19 protein-coding genes are annotated in these 21,103 nt (G+C 71.2%); 6 read left to right on the top strand and 13 right to left on the bottom strand.

Annotated features, from left to right (window positions below; translation table 11 throughout):
- The coding region (locus VIP82_RS19230; RefSeq protein ID WP_331911574.1) for a hypothetical protein at nt 1–541 on the top strand (541 nt) is incomplete at its 5' end.
- Between the two features lie 149 nt (nt 542–690).
- Here the strand turns inward: VIP82_RS19230 and pth are convergent.
- Nucleotides 691–1,275 carry an aminoacyl-tRNA hydrolase gene (gene pth, locus VIP82_RS19225; protein ID WP_331911572.1) on the bottom strand — a complete coding sequence of 195 codons (585 nt, stop codon included), beginning with the start codon at nt 1,273–1,275 and terminating at the stop codon, nt 691–693.
- A 180-nt stretch (nt 1,276–1,455) separates the two neighbouring features.
- The gene (locus tag VIP82_RS19220; protein WP_331911570.1) at nt 1,456–2,091 is read right to left on the bottom strand and encodes a 50S ribosomal protein L25/general stress protein Ctc; all 636 of its coding nucleotides are present in this window, start codon (nt 2,089–2,091) and stop codon (nt 1,456–1,458) included.
- Nucleotides 2,092–2,373: 282 nt separating this feature from the next.
- On the opposite strand from VIP82_RS19220, the gene VIP82_RS19215 reads away from it, so the two are divergent.
- Complete coding sequence (locus tag VIP82_RS19215; protein ID WP_331911568.1) at nt 2,374–2,496, top strand: hypothetical protein; 123 nt, start codon at nt 2,374–2,376, stop codon at nt 2,494–2,496.
- On the opposite strand, the gene VIP82_RS19210 is transcribed toward VIP82_RS19215, so the two are convergent.
- Nucleotides 2,481–3,044 carry a gluconokinase gene (locus tag VIP82_RS19210; RefSeq protein WP_414684703.1) on the bottom strand — a complete coding sequence of 188 codons (564 nt, stop codon included), beginning with the start codon at nt 3,042–3,044 and terminating at the stop codon, nt 2,481–2,483. The two genes, VIP82_RS19215 and VIP82_RS19210, sit on opposite strands and share 16 nt — an antisense overlap.
- A 299-nt stretch (nt 3,045–3,343) precedes the next feature.
- On the opposite strand from VIP82_RS19210, the gene gnd reads away from it, so the two are divergent.
- On the top strand, nt 3,344–4,786 hold the full coding sequence (gene gnd / locus VIP82_RS19205) for an NADP-dependent phosphogluconate dehydrogenase (RefSeq protein WP_331911576.1): 1,443 nt from the start codon (nt 3,344–3,346) through the stop codon (nt 4,784–4,786).
- Nucleotides 4,787–4,883: 97 nt separating this feature from the next.
- On the opposite strand, the gene VIP82_RS19200 is transcribed toward gnd, so the two are convergent.
- A complete protein-coding gene (locus VIP82_RS19200; RefSeq protein WP_331911566.1) occupies nt 4,884–6,227 on the bottom strand; it encodes an FAD-binding oxidoreductase in 1,344 nt (447 codons plus the stop codon).
- Between the two features lie 104 nt (nt 6,228–6,331).
- Here VIP82_RS19200 and VIP82_RS19195 point away from each other — a divergent pair, with 104 nt between their 5' ends.
- Nucleotides 6,332–7,321, top strand: coding sequence for an SDR family oxidoreductase (locus VIP82_RS19195; protein WP_331911564.1), 990 nt, complete (start codon nt 6,332–6,334; stop codon nt 7,319–7,321).
- 21 nt (nt 7,322–7,342) lie between these two features.
- Here VIP82_RS19195 and VIP82_RS19190 read toward each other — a convergent pair whose 3' ends face one another.
- Together VIP82_RS19190 and VIP82_RS19185 are read right to left on the bottom strand one after the other, a co-directional pair.
- Entirely contained in the window at nt 7,343–8,068 is a 726-nt protein-coding gene (locus VIP82_RS19190; protein ID WP_331911562.1) for an ABC transporter ATP-binding protein, read from the bottom strand.
- Between the two features lie 79 nt (nt 8,069–8,147).
- Nucleotides 8,148–9,620 carry an ABC transporter permease gene (locus tag VIP82_RS19185; RefSeq protein WP_331911560.1) on the bottom strand — a complete coding sequence of 491 codons (1,473 nt, stop codon included), beginning with the start codon at nt 9,618–9,620 and terminating at the stop codon, nt 8,148–8,150.
- A gap of 193 nt (nt 9,621–9,813) precedes the next feature.
- Here VIP82_RS19185 and VIP82_RS19180 point away from each other — a divergent pair, with 193 nt between their 5' ends.
- Together VIP82_RS19180 and VIP82_RS19175 are read left to right on the top strand one after the other, a co-directional pair.
- Complete coding sequence (locus VIP82_RS19180) at nt 9,814–10,542, top strand: response regulator transcription factor (RefSeq protein WP_308869607.1); 729 nt, start codon at nt 9,814–9,816, stop codon at nt 10,540–10,542.
- Between the two features lie 197 nt (nt 10,543–10,739).
- On the top strand, nt 10,740–12,143 hold the full coding sequence (locus tag VIP82_RS19175; protein WP_414684705.1) for a sensor histidine kinase: 1,404 nt from the start codon (nt 10,740–10,742) through the stop codon (nt 12,141–12,143).
- Between the two features lie 10 nt (nt 12,144–12,153).
- On the opposite strand, the gene VIP82_RS19170 is transcribed toward VIP82_RS19175, so the two are convergent.
- The 7 genes from VIP82_RS19170 to glmU form a co-directional block, all read right to left on the bottom strand.
- Nucleotides 12,154–13,716 (bottom strand): FAD-dependent oxidoreductase, encoded by a 1,563-nt coding sequence (locus VIP82_RS19170; RefSeq protein ID WP_331911556.1) that lies wholly within the window; start codon nt 13,714–13,716, stop codon nt 12,154–12,156.
- Between the two features lie 5 nt (nt 13,717–13,721).
- Nucleotides 13,722–14,276, bottom strand: coding sequence for an MOSC domain-containing protein (locus tag VIP82_RS19165; protein ID WP_331911554.1), 555 nt, complete (start codon nt 14,274–14,276; stop codon nt 13,722–13,724).
- A complete protein-coding gene (locus VIP82_RS19160) occupies nt 14,273–15,211 on the bottom strand; it encodes an FAD:protein FMN transferase (RefSeq protein WP_331911552.1) in 939 nt (312 codons plus the stop codon). The genes VIP82_RS19165 and VIP82_RS19160 overlap by 4 nt, the downstream gene beginning before the upstream one ends.
- Nucleotides 15,212–15,214: 3 nt before the next feature.
- On the bottom strand, nt 15,215–15,688 hold the full coding sequence (locus VIP82_RS19155) for an FMN-binding protein (protein WP_331911550.1): 474 nt from the start codon (nt 15,686–15,688) through the stop codon (nt 15,215–15,217).
- An 82-nt stretch (nt 15,689–15,770) separates the two neighbouring features.
- A complete protein-coding gene (locus VIP82_RS19150; RefSeq protein WP_331911548.1) occupies nt 15,771–18,563 on the bottom strand; it encodes an HAD-IC family P-type ATPase in 2,793 nt (930 codons plus the stop codon).
- Nucleotides 18,564–18,620: 57 nt separating this feature from the next.
- Nucleotides 18,621–19,655, bottom strand: coding sequence for a ribose-phosphate diphosphokinase (locus VIP82_RS19145; RefSeq protein WP_331911546.1), 1,035 nt, complete (start codon nt 19,653–19,655; stop codon nt 18,621–18,623).
- A complete protein-coding gene (glmU, locus tag VIP82_RS19140; RefSeq protein WP_331911544.1) occupies nt 19,630–21,102 on the bottom strand; it encodes a bifunctional UDP-N-acetylglucosamine diphosphorylase/glucosamine-1-phosphate N-acetyltransferase GlmU in 1,473 nt (490 codons plus the stop codon). Before glmU ends, VIP82_RS19145 begins: the two co-directional genes overlap by 26 nt.
- Nucleotide 21,103 lies beyond the last annotated feature (1 nt).

The following is a 21,103-nucleotide window of genomic DNA, read 5'->3' as shown; positions in this document are numbered from 1 at the left end:
CGGCGCACCCGGCGCGCAGCCCGGGGTTCCGACGGGATGGTCCGTGCCGCCTGGCGGCGCCTATGCCCCACCGCCGGGGTATGCCCCGCCCGCGGGCTACGCGGCGGCGCCTGCCGCGGCATCCGCGCCGGTGTACGGTGCCCCGCCGGTCAAGCGGAGCAGCGTCCTCGGTGTCGTCGCCCTCGCCCTCGCACTCGTCGCGACCGTCGGCGCGAGTCTCGTGGCGGCCATCGCGAGCTATCGCATCGGACTCGGCGCCGGCCGCCAGATCACCGCGGGGGCGCTCGACACCGACTTCGACTGGTCGGTCCTCACCCCCGTGCGCGACTGGGTGCTGCTGGGCGAGGTCTCGTTCTGGGTGGGCACCGCGCTCGGCGTCTGGGCTCTCGTGCAGGGTGTGGTCGCGATCGTCAGCGCCCGCGGCCGTGGCGCAGGCATCGCCGCCGTGATTGTCGCCGCGCTGGGCCCGATCGTCTTCGGCGCCGTCGTGCAGGGCTTCCTCACCGCCGGGCTCGCCGCCGGCACCGGCATCGGCGCCTGATCGGCAGGGGTGTCGCCGCGCGGCATCCGCCTGCACCGTGCGTGTTCCTGAGTTGAGGATCTGAGCCGAAACGAGGGCCCAGCTCGGCCCACCCTCCCGCATCTCGGCACCCTTCCTCACATGAGGAACGCGGATGCCGGACACGCGGCTCAGACGCGCGGCGCGTGGTGCTTCTGCTGTGCGGCGAGAAGGCCCTCGGCCACGAGCTGCTCGACGGCATCGGCGGCGTCGCCGATGAGGATCGGCAGGTTCTTGCGCTCGGTGGCGCCGAACGGGTCGAGCACCCAGTCGGCGGCATCCTGTCGCCCCATGGGACGCCCGATGCCGACGCGGACGCGCGGGAACTCCGCAGTGTCGAGCGCCTTGGCGACGTCGCGGACGCCGTTGTGGCCCCCGTGGCCGCCGCCGACCTTCAGCTTGATCGTGTCGAACGGGATGTCGAGCTCGTCGTGCACGACCACCACGTGGTCGGCGTCGATGCCGTAGAACTTGGCGAGCCCGGCGACGGGACCGCCCGACACGTTCATGAACGTGTTCGGCTTGGCGAGGATGAGCTTCGCGGCGCCCGGGCGCAGCCAGGTCTCGACGACGCGTGCGTTCGCCTTGTGCGACTTGAAGGATTCGCCACGGCGTCCGGCGAGCTCGTCGACGACGAGCTGTCCGACGTTGTGCCGCGTGAGCTCATAGCGGGGGCCGGGATTTCCCAGCCCGACGACCAGCCACGACTCTGCCATGTCATCCATCCTGCCCGAGCGGCGCGGCCGCCGACGAAATCGGTGGACTTGCCCTATACGCACGACACGCCCGGCGTGTCGCGTACATACAGCGCAAGTCAACGGTGGGTGCGATCGGCACCCGGTGAAACGAAGGCGAGGGGGTGCGGCATCCGCACCCCCTCGCCATCGTGAAAGGGATTACTCGGAGGCGGACTCTTCCGACGCCTCGGCCTGCTCGGCGGCGACCTCGGCATCGGCCTCGGCGATCTCGTCCTCGGCGGCCAGCGTTGCAGCCGGGACCGAGATGGCGACGATGAGCAGCTCGGCGTCGGCGATGAGGACCGAGCCCTGCGGCAGCTTCAGGTCGGCGGCGGTGATGTGCGTGCCGTCCTCGAGGCCCTCGACGTCGACCTCGATGTGCTCGGGGATGTGTGTGGCCTCGGCCTGGAGGGTGACCGTCGTGTTGTCGAGGTTCGCGATGGTGCCGGGGGCGGACTCGCCCACGACGACGATCGGCACCTCGATCTCGACCTTCTCGCCCTTCTTCACGACGAGAAGGTCGATGTGCTCGATGACCTGGTGCACCGGGTCCTTCTGCACGTCCTTGACGAGCGTCAGCTGCGACTTGCCGTCGAGGTCGAGCTCGAGCACCGCGTTGGCGCGGCGGATGAGCAGCGAGACCTGGTGGCCCGGCAGGGCGACGTGCACGGGGTCGGTGCCGTGACCGTAGATGACGGCGGGGATCTTGCCGGCGGCGCGGAGACGGCGGGCGAAGCCCTTGCCGAAGCTCTCGCGGAACTCGGCCTGGACCTTGGTATCGGGCTCGGACGACATGGGGTTCTCCTTGTGGGCGCACTGGCCCGGTAAGCTGCGGCGCGTGGCCGTTCTGACTCGGCCTGCGCGGTGGCGGGCCCGGGGTATTCGGGATGTCTTCGACTCGAACGCACGCGCGTGAGGAAAGCCCGTTGGGCCCGCATCACTGCGTCGATCACGGATGCCGCAGCCCGCCGGGATCGACGGGCGCGAGGCATCCCTCGCCGAAGTTCGACACGAGTCTACCAGCGCCCCCGCTACGATGAGGAACGCACTTGCTTCCCGCGCCCCACGGAGGACCCCATGGACTACGGCTTCTGGAGCCACGCTCTCTTCTGGCTGATCGCCGCCATGGCCGCGGTCGGCGCCATCGGGGCCGTCCTCGCGTTCTGGAGCCTCGGGCGCCAGGGCTACCGCAAGGACTGAAGCCTCTCCAGCGCAGCCGCCGCCGCATCCACGACATCGGCCAGCGGCGGGTCGCCCGCGACGACGACTCCCGGTTCATCCGGCTCGAGATGCTCGAGCGTGCGCAGCTGCGATGCCAGCAGGGACGAGGGCATGAAGTGCTCGCGTGAACCCATCCGACGGGCGAGCTCGTCCTGCGGCACGCGCAGCTCCACGAAGACGACGCCCGCGGCACCGGCGCGGATGCGGTCCCGGTAGCGGCGCGCGAGCGCCGAGCAGGCCATCACCGCTCCCCCACTCGCATCGTGCAGTGTCGCGGCGACGACGTCGAGCCACGGCATCCGATCGTCGTCGTCGAGCGGGATGCCGGCTGCCATCTTCGTGACGTTGGCGGCAGGATGCAGGTCGTCGGCGTCGACGAAAGGCAGCCCGAGGCGCTGCGCCAGCGCCAGTCCCACGGCGGACTTGCCCGAACCGCTCGGGCCCATGACCACGACGCGCACGCCCGGCTCGGGGCGCGCGTCGGCGTCACCCGGCAGGACGGGCTCGGGATGCGAGGGCTCGGTCACGACGGCCACGGTATCCGACGCCCGGGAACACGTCACACCCTGCCCGGGCCGGGTGTGAGCATCCCGCCGCTGCGGTGTAACACGGACGCGCCAGACTCTAGGCTGAAAGAGACGATCTAACCTCAGGAGCGCGTGTGTCTTCGAACGACCCTTCAGCGAGCGGCAATCAGGCCGAGACCAACATCTCGACGGATCAGGACCAGGCTCCTGACGAGGCGACGACGGCACACGAGGCCGCACCGGCACCCGAGGACGTGGCCCGGGAGACCCCGGAGCCCCAGGGTCCTCAGGCCGACCGTGTGGCGACCGCGAACATCGGCGTCGTGGGTCTCGCGGTGATGGGGTCGAACCTCGCACGCAACCTGGCCAGCCGTGAGGGCAACACCGTCGCGGTGCACAACCGCAGCCGGTCGAAGACCGACGAGCTGCTCGCCACGCACCCTGAGGCCGGCTTCGTGCCCGCGTTCTCGTACGAAGAGTTCGCCGCGTCGCTGCAGAAGCCGCGCGCCGCGATCATCATGGTCAAGGCCGGGCGGCCCACCGACGCCGTCATCGACGCGCTCGTCGAGGTCTTCGAGCCGGGCGACATCATCGTCGACGGCGGCAACGCACTGTTCACCGACACGATCCGCCGCGAGAAGGCCGTGCGCGAGACCGGCATCAACTTCGTCGGCGCCGGCATCTCCGGCGGCGAGGAGGGCGCCCTCCTCGGCCCGTCGATCATGCCCGGCGGCTCGGACGAGTCGTGGGTCACGCTCGGTCCGATCCTGAAGTCCATCGCGGCGGTCGCCGAAGGCGAGCCGTGCGTCACGCACATCGGCCACGACGGCGCCGGCCACTTCGTGAAGATGGTGCACAACGGCATCGAGTACGCCGACATGCAGCTCATCGCCGAGGCCTACGACCTCATCCGGCGCGGCACCGGCAAGACGCCGGCCGAGATCGCCGACGTGTTCGCCGAGTGGAACCGCGGCGAGCTGGAGTCGTACCTCATCGAGATCACGGCGGAGGTGCTGCGTCAGGTGGATGCCTCCACCGGCAAGCCGCTCGTCGACGTCATCCTCGACCAGGCCGGCGCCAAGGGCACCGGCGCCTGGACCGTGCAGACCGCACTCTCGCTCGGCGTGCCGGTGTCGGGCATCGCCGAGGCCACGTTCGCCCGATCGCTGTCGTCGCACCCCGAGCAGCGCGAGGTCTCGCGCGAGCTCCCCGGCCCGGCCGAGGGCCTGACGGTCGAGGACGCCGACGCGTTCATCGAGGACGTGCGCCTCGCGCTGTACGCGTCGAAGATCGTCGCCTATTCGCAGGGCTTCGACGAGATCCGCGCCGGCGCCGCCGAGTACGACTGGCAGATCGACCTCGGCGCGGTGTCGAAGATCTGGCGCGCGGGCTGCATCATCCGCGCACAGTTCCTGAACCGCATCGCCGACGCCTACGGCGAGACGCCCGACCTGGCCGTGCTGCTGACCGCGCCGTACTTCGTCGAGGCGCTCGGCCGCGCGCAGGGCGCCTGGCGCCGCATCGTGTCGACCGCGGCGGGCGCCGGCATCCCCGCCCCCGCGTTCTCGTCGTCGCTGTCGTACTACGACGGCCTGCGTGCCGAGCGACTGCCCGCCGCCCTCATCCAGGGACAGCGCGACTTCTTCGGCGCCCACACCTACAAGCGCATCGACAAGGAAGGCACCTTCCACACGCTGTGGTCGGGCGACCGCACCGAGATCGAGGCCGAAGACACCCACTGACGCCGACGCGTCGGACCGACGCGTCCCGCACACGACGAGGGCGGATCCCCATCACGGGGATCCGCCCTCGTCGTGTCTGCCGGCGCGGTGCGGCGTCTCAGGCGGCGCGGCCGTCCGGCGCGGGCTTGACGTTGTGGTTGCGGCAGAACACGTTGCCCGGGTCCCACGCGTGCTTGATCGCGGCGAGACGGGCCATGGTCGCCGGCGGATACATGCGCTGGACGATCGTGTCGGCCGTCGAGACCGTGAAGTTGCCGTAGACGCCCGACCCCTTGGCCTCGATGGCGTCCCACGCGGCGTCGGCCTCCGCGCGCCCTGCGTCGTCGAGCATGCCCGGGATGTCGAACGCGCCGGCCATCGCGAACCACGTCGCGTCGCGCGCGGGGAAGGCGGTGTCGTCCTGCGCCACGTCGGCGTACGCGCCGCCCAGCGAGCGCAGCATGACGACCGACGCGGGATGCTGCTCCCGGAACGCCACGAGGCGATCGATCGCCTCGTCGTCGAGCACGCCCAGCAGCGTGTTGCCCCCGACGAACCCGGGCATCGGCCGCTCGGGGTCGAACTCGGGTGCCTCCATCAGCACGTCGGGGTAGTCCTGCACGCCGAAGTCCCGCTCGGTGACCCCGGGCGCACTCGCGAGCGGCGCCAGCGCACGACGCGCGGCATCCTCGTCGGTGCCGACCCAGACCGCCGTGATCGAGGCGCCCGCCGGGGCGTTCGGGTCCATCGCCGGGACGTCCATGTACGTGACGGTGAGATCTCGCGGGGCGTCCGCCATGACCTCGCGCAGCACGCGCAGGACCGGGCGGGCATCGCCCTCGAGCCCGTAGACGGCGTGGACGACGCCGTCGAGCGGGTGCGCCTCGAAGTCGAACCTCGTCACGACGCCGAAGTTGCCGCCGCCGCCGCGGAGCGCCCACAAGAGCTCCGGGTGAGAGGTCTCGGTCACCTCGACCACATCGCCGCGGGCGGTGACGAGCTGCGCACCCACCAGCTGGTCGGCGGCCAGTCCCCACGCCCGCACCATCCAGCCGATGCCGCCGCCGAGGGTGAGACCGCCGACGCCGACAGAGGCCGTGTCGCCGGAGCTGAGCCCCAGGCCGCGTTCGGACAGCGCGTGGGCGACGCCGCCCCACAGGGCGCCGCCGCCGACGCGCACGCGGGTGCCCTCGACCTCGACGGCGTCGAGGGCGGAGATGTCGAGCGTGAGGCCGCCGGGCACGCCGCCCCAGGCGCTGTGGCCGCCGCCGCGGATCATGATCTCGAGCCGTTCGGCGGAGGCATAGCGGACGGCGCCGCGCACGTCATCGACGCTGGCGGCGCGGATCACGGCAGCGGGCTCGCCGATGCCGGAGTGGAAACGGCGGGCGGATTCCCATTCGGAATCGCCCGGACGGATGACGGTGCCGACGGAACCGTCGCTGAGGTCGTCGTTGCTCATGACCGCAACGCTAGGGCTCGCCGCCGACATCGGGGAAGATGTTCGCCGTCAGCGAGTGAGCGCCTCCCACCGAGGCGCCCGGGTCGCGGCGTAGGCTCACGTGGGTGACGAGCATCCTCTACATCGGCGGTACCGGAACGATCAGCGCGGCGTGCGTTCGCCGCTCCGTGGCTCTCGGGCACGACGTCGCAGTCCTCAACCGCGGCAGCGCACGACGTCCGCTGCCGCCGCAGGTCGAGCTGATCGAGGCCGACGTGCGCGACGCAGGGACGGTGCGCGCCGCCATCGGCGACCGCCGGTTCGACGTCGTCGCCGAGTTCCTGGCCTTCACGCCCGAGCACATCGCGACCGATCTCGAGCTGTTCGAGGGCCGCACCGGGCAGTACGTCTTCATCAGCTCGGCCTCGGCGTACGAGAAGCCGCCGCGCCGGGTGCCGGTGACCGAGTCGACGCCGCTGCGGAACCCCTTCTGGCAGTACTCGCGCGACAAGATCGCCTGCGAGGACGTCCTCGTCGCCGCGCATCGCGACCGCGGCCTGCCGGTGACCATCGTGCGACCGTCGCACACCTACGACGAGCGCCTGCTGCCGACCCTCGGCGGCTGGACCGACATCGCGCGCATGCGCGCCGGGCGCCCCGTCATCGTCCACGGCGACGGCACGAGCCTGTGGACGATCACGCACTCCGACGACTTCGCCGTCGCGTTCAACGGACTGCTCGGCAATCCGGCGGCGATCGGCGAGGCGTTCACCATCACCGGCACGCACGCGCCGACCTGGAACCAGATCTACGACTGGCTGGCCGATGCCGCCGGCATCGACTCCCCCGACCTCGTGCACGTGGCATCCGACACCATCGCGGCGTTCGCACCGGAGCTCGGCCCGACTCTCATCGGCGACAAGGCGCACTCCATGCTGTTCGACTCGTCGAAGGTGACGCAGCTCGTGCCCGAGTTCCGTACGACGATCACCTTCGACGAGGGCGCCCGCCGCATCCTGGCCTATTACGACACGCACCCCGAGGAGCAGCGGATCGACGAGGGCCGCGACGCGCTCTTCGATCGCATCGCGGCCCATGCCCGCTCGGCGGGCTGATCGGCGGGGTGACGCCGCCGGTCAGCGCGTGATGTCGCGCACCGTCCCCTTGTCGAGCCGCAGCCGCCGTCGGGCGCGGCGCGCGACGGCCGAGTCGTGCGTGACGACGATGAGTGTGAGCCCCTCGTCGTTGAGCGCCTGCAGCACCGAGAGGATCTCGTCCCGCATGCTCTCGTCGAGGTTGCCGGTGGGCTCGTCCGCGAGGAGCACGCGCGGGCGCTTGACGATCGCCCGCGCGATCGCGACCCGCTGCTGCTGACCGCCCGACAGCTCGCCCGGCCGATGGTCCGCGCGCTCGGCCAGGCCCACGTGCGCGAGGGCCTCGGCGACGCGGGTGGCGCGCTCGTCCTTGGTCAGCCCCAGCGGCTCCAGCGCCATGTCGACGTTCTCGTGCGCCGTGAGCGTCGGGATGAGGTTGAACCCCTGGAACACGAAGCCGATCTCGTGCGCGCGGATGCGGCCGAGCTCACGGTTGCTCGCGGTCGCGATGTCGATCTCGCCGAGGTGCACCGAGCCGGTGCTGGGGCGGTCGAGCGCCCCCAGCAGCTGCAGCAGCGTCGACTTGCCGCCGCCGGTGGGTCCCTGGATCGTGACGAAGTCCCCCGCGACGATCGTGAGGTCGACGCCGGCGAGCGCCTTCACGACGCGACCCTTCTGCGTGTAGGTGCGGGTGACGCCCTCGAGCCGGTACTGCGCCGCGGCTGCGGCATCCGGAGCCGAGGCGGCCTCGGTGTCGGTCATGGTCATGACGTGCTCTCCCCTTCTTGGAGATGGTGTCGTGGTGATGGATTCGGGTGCAGGGGGGATGGTCCCGGACACGGAAGCCTCAGCCCACTGACCGCAGGGCTTCGGCGGGGCTCAGCCGCGCAGCCCGCCAGCCGCCGAAGGCGCCGGCGACCAGGCCCCCGAGGACCGCGATGCCGACCGCCGCGACGACGACCCACAGCGTGACCGGTGCCTGCAGCACGATGTCGGCGCCCGTCTGCTGCATGACGGAGTTGCCGAACGTGCCGGGGCCTCCGCCCGGCATCTGGGCGCCGTCGCCGCCAGGCCCGAAGCCCTGGGTCGACGGCGCCGTCGAGATGGTCGGGGCGATGACGTTGATGGCGAGGATGCCGGCGAAACCGACCACGAGGCCGACGACACCGCCGATGAGGCCCTGCACGACCGATTCGCCCGCCACCTGGCCCACGACGCGGCCGTTGGACCACCCGATCGCCTTGAGCGTGCCGAACTCGCGCGTGCGGCGCGAGACGCCCGAGATCGTGAACAGCACCGCGAGGACGAGTGCGACGGCGAGCACGATGAGCGACAGCCACGTGCCGAGGCTCGTGATGAGCGACGACGCGCTCGAGAGCGACCCCGACACGGTCGAGGCGAGATCGGACTGCGAGCTCACGGTGGCGTCGGGCAGCTCCTCCTGGAGCGCCGTCTGCACCGACGAGATCGCGTCGGACGAGGCTGCCTGCACGTAGACCGTCGAGATCACGTCTCCGGCGCCCGAGAGCTCCTGGGCGACGTCCAGCGGGACGTAGACGTTCGACGCGGTGTCGGCCTCGTCGGACGTCGAGGCCACGAGGCCGACGATCTCGAAGTCCTGGCCGCCGACGTCGATGGTGTCGCCGACCGCGAGGTCGGCGGTCGTGGCGTAGGTCGCATCGAGCACGGCGACGTACGCGCCGTCGTCGGACGCCTCGAGGCCGCGGCCGTCGCTCAGCTCCACCGCCGACAGCGGGCCCACGGCGTCGGCCGCCGGGTCGATGCCGAGCACCGTGAACGAGTCCACGCCGAACGAGCCGCCGCCGAAGCCACCGCCACCGCCCTCGGTCTGCTGCGGAGGCTGTACCTGCGTCGTGCCGGTGTCACCCGAGTCGGGGCGCTGCGGCAGCTCGCCCGAGAACGTCATGTTCGTGAGGCTGAGCGCAGCGGACGCCGACTCCACGCCGTCGACGGCGGTCACCGTGTCGAGCGTCGAGGCGTCGAGGGTCGAACGCATCGGCTCGGTCACCAGCCGCGACTGGCTGAGCTCCGTCGTGCCGTCGTCGGTGGTCTCGCCGCCGTCCTCGCCGAAGTCGAACCGCGCGCCGCCCTGCCCGGGCTCGGCCTGCGCGCCCGTGACGGTGAGGTCGGTGCCGACGCCGTACACCGACTCGAGCGCCTGCGCCTGCGCGGCGCTCACGCCGGCCGCGAGCGAGTTCACGATCATCACGAGCGCGATGGCGATCGCGAGGCCGGCGGCCACGATGATCGTCTGCTTCTTGCGGCCGGCCAGCTCCCGCCGCAGATAGGTCATGTACATGGGTCTCCTCTTGGCGGGCGGATTGCCGGCCGTCGAGAGGACGCTACGAACAGCGGTGATGCGCTCCGCAAGGAGCACCTATGAAGCGGTTATGTGATGCCGCCGCGCTCCTCTTCCGGAGGCGCCGGGATTTCACAGCCCGCGCATAGCGCGCTCCATAGGAACCGCATAGGAAGACGTCCACAATGGACGCATGACCAACCCCGCACCCGCCCTGCTGCGTCCCGACGGCTCGAACCTCCGCGTGCTCGTGGTGGACGACGAGCAGATGCTCACCGACCTGCTGTCGATGGCGCTGCGCATGGAGGGATGGGAGGTGCGGACGGCCGGCTCGGGTTTCGAGGCGCTGCAGTCCGCCCGCGAGTTCGAGCCCGACGCGATGGTGCTCGACATCATGATGCCCGACCTCGACGGCATGGCCGTGCTGCAGCGGCTGCGTCAGGCGGGCGACGACGTCCCCGTGCTGTTCCTCACCGCGAAGGATGCCGTGAGCGATCGCGTCGCCGGCCTCACGGCGGGCGGCGACGACTACGTCACGAAGCCCTTCAGCCTCGAGGAGGTCGTGGCGCGCCTCCGGGGCCTCATGCGTCGCGCCGGCACCGCTCACGCCGCGGGGGCTGAGCCGATCCTCCGCGTGGGCGACCTCACCCTCAACGAGGACAGCCACGAGGTCGAGCGCTCGGGCGAGGAGATCGAGCTCACCGCGACCGAATTCGAGCTGCTCCGCTACCTCATGCGCAATCAGCGCCGCGTCGTGTCGAAGGCGCAGATCCTCGACCGGGTGTGGAACTACGACTTCGGCGGCCGCTCCAGTGTCGTCGAGCTCTACATCTCGTACCTGCGCAAGAAGATCGACGCCGGCCGCGAGCCCCTCATCCACACCGTCCGGGGCGTCGGCTACATGATCAAGGCGCCCCAGTGACCGACGGGACCGGCTCACCCGAGGCACAGAAGACGGGGACGGATGCCGCGGCCGGCGCCTCGGCATCCGTCGAGGATTCCGCAGCCCCCGCCGAGACCGCGGCCGACGCCGCCGCCGAGGACCGGCTCCCGCGCCGTGCGCCGTGGACCCTGCAGCGCAAGCTCATCGTCACGGTGGTCGGCATCACGTCGTTCATCATGGTGCTCGTCGCGGTGGCGACCAGCGCGATCCTCGGGCAGGTGCTCGAGACACAGCTCGACAACGAGGTGAAAGCGGCTCGCCAGAGCGTCGAGTTCATGCGCGGCCCCATTGCCACCGGTCTCACGGCGGAGCAGATCCTGGAACAGCAGCCGGCGCCCCGGCCGGGTTTCTTCCTGGCCGTGGAATCGACGCCCGGCCAGCCGACCGCTGCCATCGTCGACTCGGACGGGTCCGTCGTGTCGCTCACCGACGACCAGATCGACGCCATCGCCCAGAGCCTCACGTCGCAGCAGGGTCAGTTCGTCGTCACGGTGGACGACCTCGGCACGTATCGGATCGAGGGTGTCTCCCTCGGCGGCGCGTACGCGATCGTCGGGCTGTCCCGGGCCGGAATCTCCGAGACTCTCGCCCGTATGCTCACCACGATCGGCCTCCTCACCGCCGGCGGCCTGCTCCTCCTCGCGGTCGCGACCGCCTGGACCATCCGGCGAGGCCTCGCACCCCTGCGCGCGGTCGCCGACACGGCGGCGCGGGTCTCGACCCAGCGACTGGACCAGGGCGAGGTCACCATCGCCGAACGCGTACCGTCGCACCAGGCCGACCCGCGCACCGAGGTCGGCCGCGTGGGCGAAGCGCTGAACACGCTCCTCGACCACGTCGACGAATCGCTCACCGCGCGCCAGCGCAACGAGGAGCGCATGCGCGCGTTCGTCGCGGACGCGAGCCACGAGCTGCGCACACCGCTCTCATCGATCCGCGGCTACAGCGAGTTGTCGCTCAAAGCCCTCAGCCGCGGACAGGGCGCGGCGACGATCGAGACCACGGAAGCCTCGCTCGAGCGCATCCAAGCGCAGTCGCTGCGCATGACCTCACTCGTCGAGGACCTGCTGCTGCTGGCGCGCCTCGACGAGGGCCAGGAGCTCGTCTACGGCACGGTCGACCTGACGCGGCTCGTGATCGACGCGGTCGGCGATGCCCGACCCACCGGTCCCGACCACGAGTGGGTGCTGGACGTGGGCGATGAACCCGTGCTCGTCGCCGGCGACACCGGCCGGCTCCACCAGGTCGCCGCCAACCTCCTGGCCAACGCCCGCACGCACACCCCCGCCGGCACCACGGTGACGGTGAGCGTCACCCGTGACGACGGCATGGCGGTCCTGCGGGTGCATGACGACGGCCCCGGCATCGATCCGTCGATCAAGGACGAGCTGTTCGAGCGCTTCGCGCGCGCCGACCGCTCACGTGCACGCCAGACCGGCGGCACCGGCCTCGGCCTCTCGATCGCCCGGGCCATCGTGGATGCCCATGGCGGCGGCATCCGTGTCGAGAGCACCCCCGGCGACACGATGTTCGAGGTGCGTCTACCCGCTCGCCCGGTCGACCCGGCCCGACCGACGTGAGTGCGGGCCCTCAGTAGCCGCTGAAGGCGTCCGTCGTGATCGTGCGGGCGCGCTCGAGCGCCGGTGCCAGGTCGGCGATGAGCGCCGCCGGGCCCGAGATGTACGCGTGACGCGACCCGATGTCGGGTACGACGCGCAGCAGCCCGTCGGCGTCGAGGCGAACACCCTGGGCCCACAGCCAGTGCTCGGGCAGATCCGCCGGCCGGTCACGGGTGAACAGGATCACGCGCGCCCCGGATGCCGCGATCTCGTCGCGGTACGCCAGCTCTGAAGAGTCCGACGCCACATAGACGAGCACGATGTCGCGGTCGAGGCCTGCGGCGTGCGCGTGGCGCAGCTGCGACACGAACGGCGTGACGCCGATGCCGGCGGCCACCATCAGGATCGGCGCCGCGTCGCGCTTGGGCAGCAGGAAGTCGCCCCAGACGCCGGTGATCGCGAGGGCGTCGCCGGGCTGCACCTCGGCGAGCGCCTTCTTGTACGAGCTGAGCGGCTTGGTGGTCTTGCCGTCCTTGAACGCCACCTTCAGCAGCGGCAGGTCCTCGGGCGCCGACGCGATGCTGAACTCGCGGCGCGTGCCGCGGGCGTCCGGGTGACGGTGGGGCACTTCGAGCTCGAGGTACTGGCCCGGAAGGAACGCGAGCCGGTCGTGCACGCGGAAGGTGAGCTCCTGCACGCTCGGCGTGGGCTCCGACCGTGCGACGAGGGTGAGGCGCACGGCGGTGCGCACGGCGAACGCGAACGCCACGAGGTTGCCGACGAGGAGCGCCCGCTCCTGCCCGAGGGTGATGTCGCCGATCGGGATCGGCCACCCGGCCAGCACGCCGACCACCGTGGCGACGGTCAGCTGCTGCCAGCGGCGCGGCGGCAGGGTGAGCGGCTCGGACAGCATGAACGCCCCGAGGAAGAGGAACGGCGACGACCAGAGGATCGGCCACAGCAGGTCGAGCACGTCGATCTCGACGCCTGCGGCCTGGTACTGCGCGGCCGTGCGGAAGACCGCGACCGCGACCGCGAACACCAGGAACACGGCGACGACGCGCAGCTTCTCGGTGCGCACCAGCACCGCGAGCCCCAGCAGGATGACGGGGGCGGCGAGCGCGGGTGTCCCGACCCACCAGGATGACGCGCCGAGATCGGGCCACGCCACGCTCAGCAGGGTCAGCGCCGTCGCGCCCATCGCCGCAGGGTTGAAGATGTGGCGGCCGCGCCAGGCGAGCAGGTACTTCGAGAGCGAGGCGACCGCAGCGGCGATGACGATCCCCAGCAGCCCCACGAGCTCGAGCGTCGGGCGCAGCACGAACAGCAGGATGTGCGCCGTGATCAGCGACGACTCCAGGCGCCACGGCAGGTTGAGCACGCGCTGGGCGGCGGCATCCACCCCCACGCACACCGCCGAGAGCACCGCGAGCGTCACGATCAGCTGCAGCGGATCGGGGCCGACGAGGCCGAAGAACGAGAGCAGCAGGGCCACTGCCGCGAGCGTCGCGAGCGCGAGATACACCAGGCGGTACATCGACACGCGGCCGAGCACCGCGAACGCGCGATTCCAGATGGCGGTGAGAGTGCCCATCGGGGTCACACCGGCTGCAGGGGCTCGTGGCGGCCTGCGGACGGGATGACGCGGATGCCGTCGCCCGGACGCACGACGCCGCCCTCGAGCACGACCGACATGACGCCCGCCAGGCGCACGGTGGCGCCCGTGTCGTCGAGGTGGACGAGCTCCTTCATCAGCCCCTCCGAGACGCCGTCGATCTGGACGCACGGGTTGCGCAGGCCGGTGATCTCGATCACGGCGTCGTCGCCGAGCGCGAGTCGCGTGCCGCGCGACAGCCCGAGCAGGTCGATGCCGGCGGTGGTCACGTTCTCACCCAGGGCGCCCGGATGCACCTCGTGGCCGCGCTCGGCCATGTCGTCGAACAGCTCCGCGTGGATCAGGTGTACCTGGCGCAGGTTCGGCGTCGTGGGGTCCCGCCGGACGCGGGACAGGTGCTGCACGGTGGTGCCGGCGTGGGCGTCGCCCTCGACGCCGATGCCGGCGATCAGGGTGATGCTCTCGCGCGTCGGCTTGCTGAAGCGATGCGCGTCGTCGCGGGCGACCGCGACGACGTGTCCGGAGAGGGGTTCGGTCACTGTTCAAGGCTATTCGGTCGCGAAGCCGGCGCGATCCCGGGTCCGACATCCGTTCGCACGAAGAGGTCGGCGCGGCATCCCGGAGACCACTCGACGCGGCCGTCCGTCGTCATGCGCACCCATTCGGCGCCCCACTCGTGGGCGAGGCGGGGGCCGCCGTCGAAGAACAGGGCCGTCGCGACGGCGTCGGCGGCCATCGCGTCGGTCGCGACGGCCCACGTCGCGGCAATCGTCCGCACCGGCTGCCCGGTGCGCGCGTCGAGCACGTGATGCAGGGTGCCGGTGCCCGTCGCCGAGGGCCATGCGCGGCGGTTGACGGCCGACGCGCAGAGCGCGGCATCCGTCACCTCCCACACGCCGATCGCCCGACGCGGGTCGAACGGGTGCTCGAGGCCGATGCGCTGCGGGTGCCCCCGCACCGCGAGGTCGCCGCCGGCGTCCACCGTGATGTCGCCGGCCTCGGTGCGGACCAGGATGCCGAGGATCAGGTCCACCAGGCGGCCCTTGCCGAGAGCGCCGACGTCGATGGTGGCCGGCTCGACGAGCGCGAGACGCCCGTCGTGCCAGCTCAGCAGATCGCGCCATCCGGCGGGTGCCGGCGTTGCCCCGCGATCACGCAGCGAGTAGGCCGCGTCGTAGCCGAGGGCGTCGAGCGATCCGCCGACCAGCGGGTTGACGGCTCCTCCGGTCGCGTCCGAGAGGGCGGCCAGGGCGTCGAGCATCGGCACGGCGTCTGCGGGTGCGGGGACGGCGCCGGCCGTCCGCGCCAGCGCGCTCACCACCGAGTCCGCCCGGAACCGCGACCACTCGCGGTCGAACCCGTCGATGCGGGCGGTCACCTCGTCACGCACCGGCACCGGCAGGCGACGCTCGGTGACGATCTCCCACCTGGTGCCGATGGCGTCGAAGCGCCAGGAGTCCGGCACCGTGCTCACGGACTAGTTCGCCGCCTCGGACTTGATCGTCTCGATGGCCTCGTTGAAGCCGCCGCTGGTGAGCGACGAGCCCGCCACGCGGCTGACCTGGATGTCGTCGATGTCCTGCCCGACGACGACGTCGGCGATGCCGCCGATGAACTCGCCCTGGTACTGCTCCGACTCGCGCTTCTGCGGGTCGCCTGTCACCTCGACCGCGGTGATCACGTCGTCCTCGAGGGTCACCGTGACGGTGATCGTCTCGACCGACTCGGGCGTGGCGTACGAGCCGTCCGCCGTGTACGTGCCGTCGGCGTAGGAACCGCTCGAGCCGGTGTCGGCGGAGCTGCTGTCGGTGCTCTCCGAGGTGTCGGTCGTCGCCGGTTCTTCGGCCTCCGAGGCCTCCGGCGCGCATCCGGCGAGGAGCGCGACGCCGGCGACGGCGGTCAGCGCCGCTCCGGCGCGAACGGGGCGGGAAGCGAGTGCGGTGCGGATCATGACGGTCCTCCTGGCTCGGGTCGGGCTCGTGTCGTGCGAGCGGTGACGCGGAAGCGTCTGAAGAGGATCCTGTCAACCGGTCCTATGAGCCGCCTTTGAGCGTGTCAGCGGATGTCGATGACGTGCCGCGTGCCCGCAGCACCGCCTTGAGCACCTCGACGGCCAGGAAGATGCCGATGGACACCACGATCGGGAGGATCCAGGATGCCGCGGCCAACGGTCGCGAGTCGAACAGCACGTTCATGAAGGGGACGTAGGTGTAGATCACCTGCAGCACGATGAGCGCGATGGCGGACCACCACACCACTCGGTTGCCCCGCAGCACGTCGAGCGTGAGGCTCGAGCGCCCGAGGAACCGGCAGTTGAGCAGATACGCGAGCTGTCCGAGCGCGAGCATGAGCACGGCCTCGGTGCGGGCCACCTCGATGTCGGCTCCGGTCGCGACGACGCCGTAGAAGACGCCCATCGCCGCGCCGCCGATGAGGAACGACACGACCAGCACGAAGCCGAGCTCGCGGCGATCGATGATCGGCCCGCCGGTGGCGCGCGGCGGGCGGCGCATGATGCCGCGCTCGGCCGGCTCGTACGCGAGGGCGAGCGAGAGGGTCACCGCGGTCACCATGTTGACCCACAGCACCTGCACGCTCGTGATCGGCAGTGCAAGCCCGAACACGACGGCGACCAGGATCACGAGCGACTGCGCCCCGTTGGTCGGCAGCAGGAACACGATCGACTTGCGCAGATTGTCGTAGATGCGACGCCCCTCGGCGATCGCGCTGCGGATCGTCGCGAAGTTGTCGTCGGCCAGCACGAACTCGGCGGCCTCCTTGGTCGCCTCGGTGCCCTTGATGCCCATCGCGATGCCGACGTCGGCCCGCGTCAGCGCGGGAGCGTCGTTGACGCCGTCACCGGTCATCGCGACGACCTCGCCGTGCGACTGCAGTGCCCGCACGATGCGGATCTTGTGCTCGGGGCTCGTGCGCGCGTACACGTCGACGTCGCGTACGACCCCGCGCAGCTGCTCCTGGGTGAGCGCCTCGAGCTCGGCGCCGGTGAGCACCTCGGCATCGGCACTTGCGAGCCCCATCTCGTGTGCGATGGCGAGCGCCGTGCCGGCGTGGTCCCCCGTGATCATCTTCACGCGGATGCCGGCGGTGTGGCAGTCCGCGATCGCCTCGACGGCCTCCGGCCGGGGCGGGTCGACGATCCCCCACAGGCCGATGAACTCGAGGTCGATGAGGTCGTCGAGCGCGAACTCATCCGTCGTCGGTCGCACCGGCTTGCGCGCCGCCGCGAGCACGCGCAGTCCCTGCGAGCTCAACGCCTCGATCGCCGTGTTCCAGCGCACCAGGTCGAGCGGCTCGGACCCGTCGGCTCCCCGCTGGGTGAGCGAGCGCTCGAGCAGGCGGTCGGGTGCTCCCTTCACGAGGATCGCGCGCGAGACCTCGCCGGCGGCACCCCCGGACCGGGCGCCCTCGTTGAGGGTCGCCATGAGCTTGTTCGCGGAGTCGAACGGGATGACGGCGACCCGGCGTCCGCCGGCGCTGCCCACACCGCCCTTCATCGCGACCACCTTGAGCGCGCCCTCCGTCGGCTCGCCGACGAGGCCCCACGCGCCGTCGTCGCCGCGGACGATGTGGGCGTCGTTGCAGAGCGTCGCGATGGCCAGGAGCGCCGCCAGATCGCCGCGGTCGGCCGGCGTCCCGGCGCCCGCGGCAGCCTCCGCACCCCCGGCAGCAGGGACGATGTCGCCTTCGGGCACGTAGCCGAGCCCGGTGACGCTGTACTCGGCGAGCGGTGTGACGATGTGCCGCACGGTCATCTCGTTGCGGGTGAGCGTGCCCGTCTTGTCGGAGCACACCGTGGTCACCGAGCCGAGCGCCTCGACCGCGGGAAGCTTGCGTGTGATGGCGTTGTGGCGGGCCATCTGCTGCACGCCGATCGCGAGCGTGATCGTCACCAGCGCCGGGAGCCCTTCGGGGATCGCCGCGACGGCGAAGCCGATCGCCGCCGAGATGAGCTCGGGGTACGGCATCCCGTGCAGGAAGCGCCCGATCATCATCATGATCGCCGCCATCGCCAGGATCACGACGGTGAGCACGCGCCCGAAGCCGTCGAGCTGACGGGTGAGCGGGGTGGCGAGCGACTCGGCCTCGTCGGCGAGGCTCTGGATGCGGCCGAGCTCGGTGTCCGATCCGGTCGCGGTGACCACGCCCCGGCCCTGCCCGGCGCTGACGATGGTGCCCGAGAACGCCATCGATCCGCGGTCGCCCACCCCCGCCTCCGGCGCCGCCGGATCGGTGGTCTTCGACGACGGGACGGACTCCCCCGTGAGCGCGGCCTCGTCGATGCGCAACTGGAAGGCCTGCAGCAGCCGGAGGTCGGCGGGCACCTTGTCGCCGGGCATGAGCCGCACGACGTCGCCCGGCACCAGGTCGGCGGCGGGCACCGTCACCCAGCCGCCGTCGCGGCGCGCACTGGCATCGGCCGACAGCATCCCGCGGATGCCGGCGAGCGCCTTCTCGGCCCGCCCCTCCTGGATGTAGCCGATCACCGCGTTGATGATGGCGACGACCATGATCACCCAGAAGTCGAGCCAGTCCCCCATGAGCGCCTTGATGACGGCGGCGCCCAGCAGGATGTAGATCAGGGTGTCGTTGAAGTGCGCCAGGAACCGCAGCAGCGCCGGCTTGCGCGCCGGCTCGGGGAGGCGGTTGGGTCCGGCGATCCCGAGGCGCGCCACCGCGTCGTCGGTACTCAGTCCCGCGGCGTCGGCCTCGAGATGGGCGAGCACGTCGTCGACGGCCAGCGCCCAGGGACGCGCCACCGTCAGGCGCGCTTCGGTCAACGGTGGGGAGTTCAGCGGCTGCGTCATGGATTCTTCATCCTTCCGTCGCCGCCGCGGAGTCGGGGGTCCGACCCTGTGCCGGCGTCAGGCCGCCCCGTCGAACATGCTGGTGACGGAGCCGTCCTCGAACACTTCGTGGATCGCGCGTGCGAGCAGCGGTGCGATAGGCAGAATCGTAAGGCTCGGGAACCGCTTCTCGTCGGGGATCGGCACCGTGTCGGTCACGACGACCTCGTCGATCGCCGGGCTCTGCAGGCGCTCGGCCGCGGGATCGCTGAAGATCGCGTGCGTCGCGGCGACGATGACCTTGGTCGCGCCGTTGGCCTTGAGCGCCTCGGCGGCCTTCACGATCGTGCCGCCGGTGTCGATCATGTCGTCGACGAGCAGGCACACCCGGCCGTCGACCTGGCCGACGATCTCGTTGACGGTCACCTGGTTGGCGACGTTGGGATCGCGGCGCTTGTGGATGATCGCCAGCGGCGCGTCGAGGCTGTCGGACCACTGGTCGGCGACGCGCACGCGTCCGGTGTCGGGCGAGACGACCGTGAGACGGTCGCGGTCCGTCTCGCTGAGCGTGTTCTCGAAGTACTCCAGCAGCACGGGCTTGGCGAACAGGTGGTCGACGGGTCCGTCGAAGAAGCCCTGGATCTGCGCGGCATGCAGGTCGACGCTCATGACGCGGTCGGCCCCGGCGGTCTTGAAGAGGTCGGCGACGAGGCGGGCGCTGATGGGCTCGCGGCCCCGGCCCTTCTTGTCCTGACGCGAGTACGGGAAGTACGGCGCGACGACGGTGATGCGCTTGGCCGACGCCCGCTTCGCGGCGTCGAGCATGATGAGGGTCTCCATCATCCACTCGTTGACCGGGGGCCCGAAGCTCTGGATCAGGAACAGGTCGCAGCCGCGGATCGAGACCTCGAACCGCGTCAGGATCTCGCCCGACGCGAAGGTGCGGTACTCGGTGGGGACCAGCTCCGTGCTCAGCTGCTCGGCGACCTGCGCCGCGAGCTCGGGGTGCGAGCTCCCGCGCGCGATGACGAGCCGCTTCTTCGTCTTGGCGACGAGGCCGGGGGCGATGTCATTCGCCCGGTCGAGTTCAACGGTCTTCTTCTTGCGCGCCATCGTCCGCCTTCTGTGCGCTGCGGGCCTTGGCGGCGACATCCGCCGCGTGGGTACCCGGTCTGTTCTTCTCGACCCACCCCTCGACGTTGCGCTGAGGGGCGACGCTGAGAGCGAGAGCACCGGCGGGCACATCCTTGCGGATGACCGCCCCCGCCCCCGTCTTCGCGCCGTCTCCGATCCTAACGGGCGCCACGAAGACGTTATGCGAGCCGGCGTGCACTTCGTCGCCGATCTCGGTGCGGTGCTTGGCCAGATCGTCGTAGTTGGCGGTGATCGCGCCGGCCCCGAGATTGACGCCGCGGCCGATCGTGGTGTCGCCGATGTACGACAGGTGCGGCACCTTGCTGCCCTCGCCGATCGTCGAGTTCTTCGTCTCGACGAAGGTGCCGATCTTGCCCCTGGCGCCCAGGTACGTGCCCGGACGGACGAACGCGAAGGGGCCGACGGTCGCGTGGGCGCCGATCACGGCGAGCGTCGCGTCGGTGCGCCGGACGGTCGCGCCCTCACCGACCTCGCAGTCGACGAGGCTCGTGTCGGGTCCGACGATCGCGCCGGTGTCGATGACGGTGGCGCCGAGGATGTGCGTGTTGGGCAGCACGGTCACGTCGGGGGCGAGCTTCGCATCGACGTCGATCCAGGTGGTCGCCGGGTCGAGGATCGTCGCACCCTCGAGCTGCCAGCGGCGCACGGTGCGCGCGTTGAGCAGGCGCCCGACCTCCGAGAGCTGTGCGCGGTCGTTCACGCCGTACGTCACGGTGACGTCGTCGACGACGGATGCCGCGACCCTGCCGCCCGCGCGACGGACGAGGCCGGCGACGTCGGTGAGGTACTTCTCGGCCTGGGCGTTGTCGGTGCCGATCGCCGGCAGGTGGGTGCGCAGCGCGTCGACGCGGAAGACGTACATGCCCGCGTTGATCTCGCGGACCGCGACCTCGGCGTCGTCGGCGTCCTTCTGCTCCACGATGCGTGCGACGTCGCCGTCGGCGTCGCGGATCACGCGTCCGTACCCGTTCGGGTCGTCGACGACGGCGGTCATGACCGTCACTTCCGCGTCGGTCGTACGGTGCGCCGCGAGGAAAGCGGTCAGGGTCCCGGCATCCGCCAGCGGGCAGTCGCCCGAGAGCACCAGCACATCGCCGGCGAAGCCTTCGAGTTGCGCGAGGGCGACCTCGACGGCACGACCGGTGCCGGGGATCTCGTCCTGGTCGACGACCCGCGCGTCGGGCGCGAGGTCGGCGACCGCGGAGGCGACCTGATCGCGCTCGTGCCGCACGACGACGAGCGTGCGCGCCGGCGCCAGCGCGGCCGCAGAGGCGAGCACGTGCCCGACGAGCGGACGACCGCCGATCCGGTGCAGCACCTTCGGCAGCGACGACTTCATACGCGTGCCCTGTCCGGCGGCGAGGACGATGACGGCCAGAGCGTTGTCAGGGGTGGTGTCGGTCATG

Origin of the sequence: Microbacterium sp., from assembly GCF_036566905.1 — a bacterium.
GTDB lineage: Bacteria > Actinomycetota > Actinomycetes > Actinomycetales > Microbacteriaceae > Microbacterium.
The sequence above is the reverse complement of the archived record's forward strand: the minus strand, read 5'-3'. Positions and strand labels throughout refer to the sequence as shown.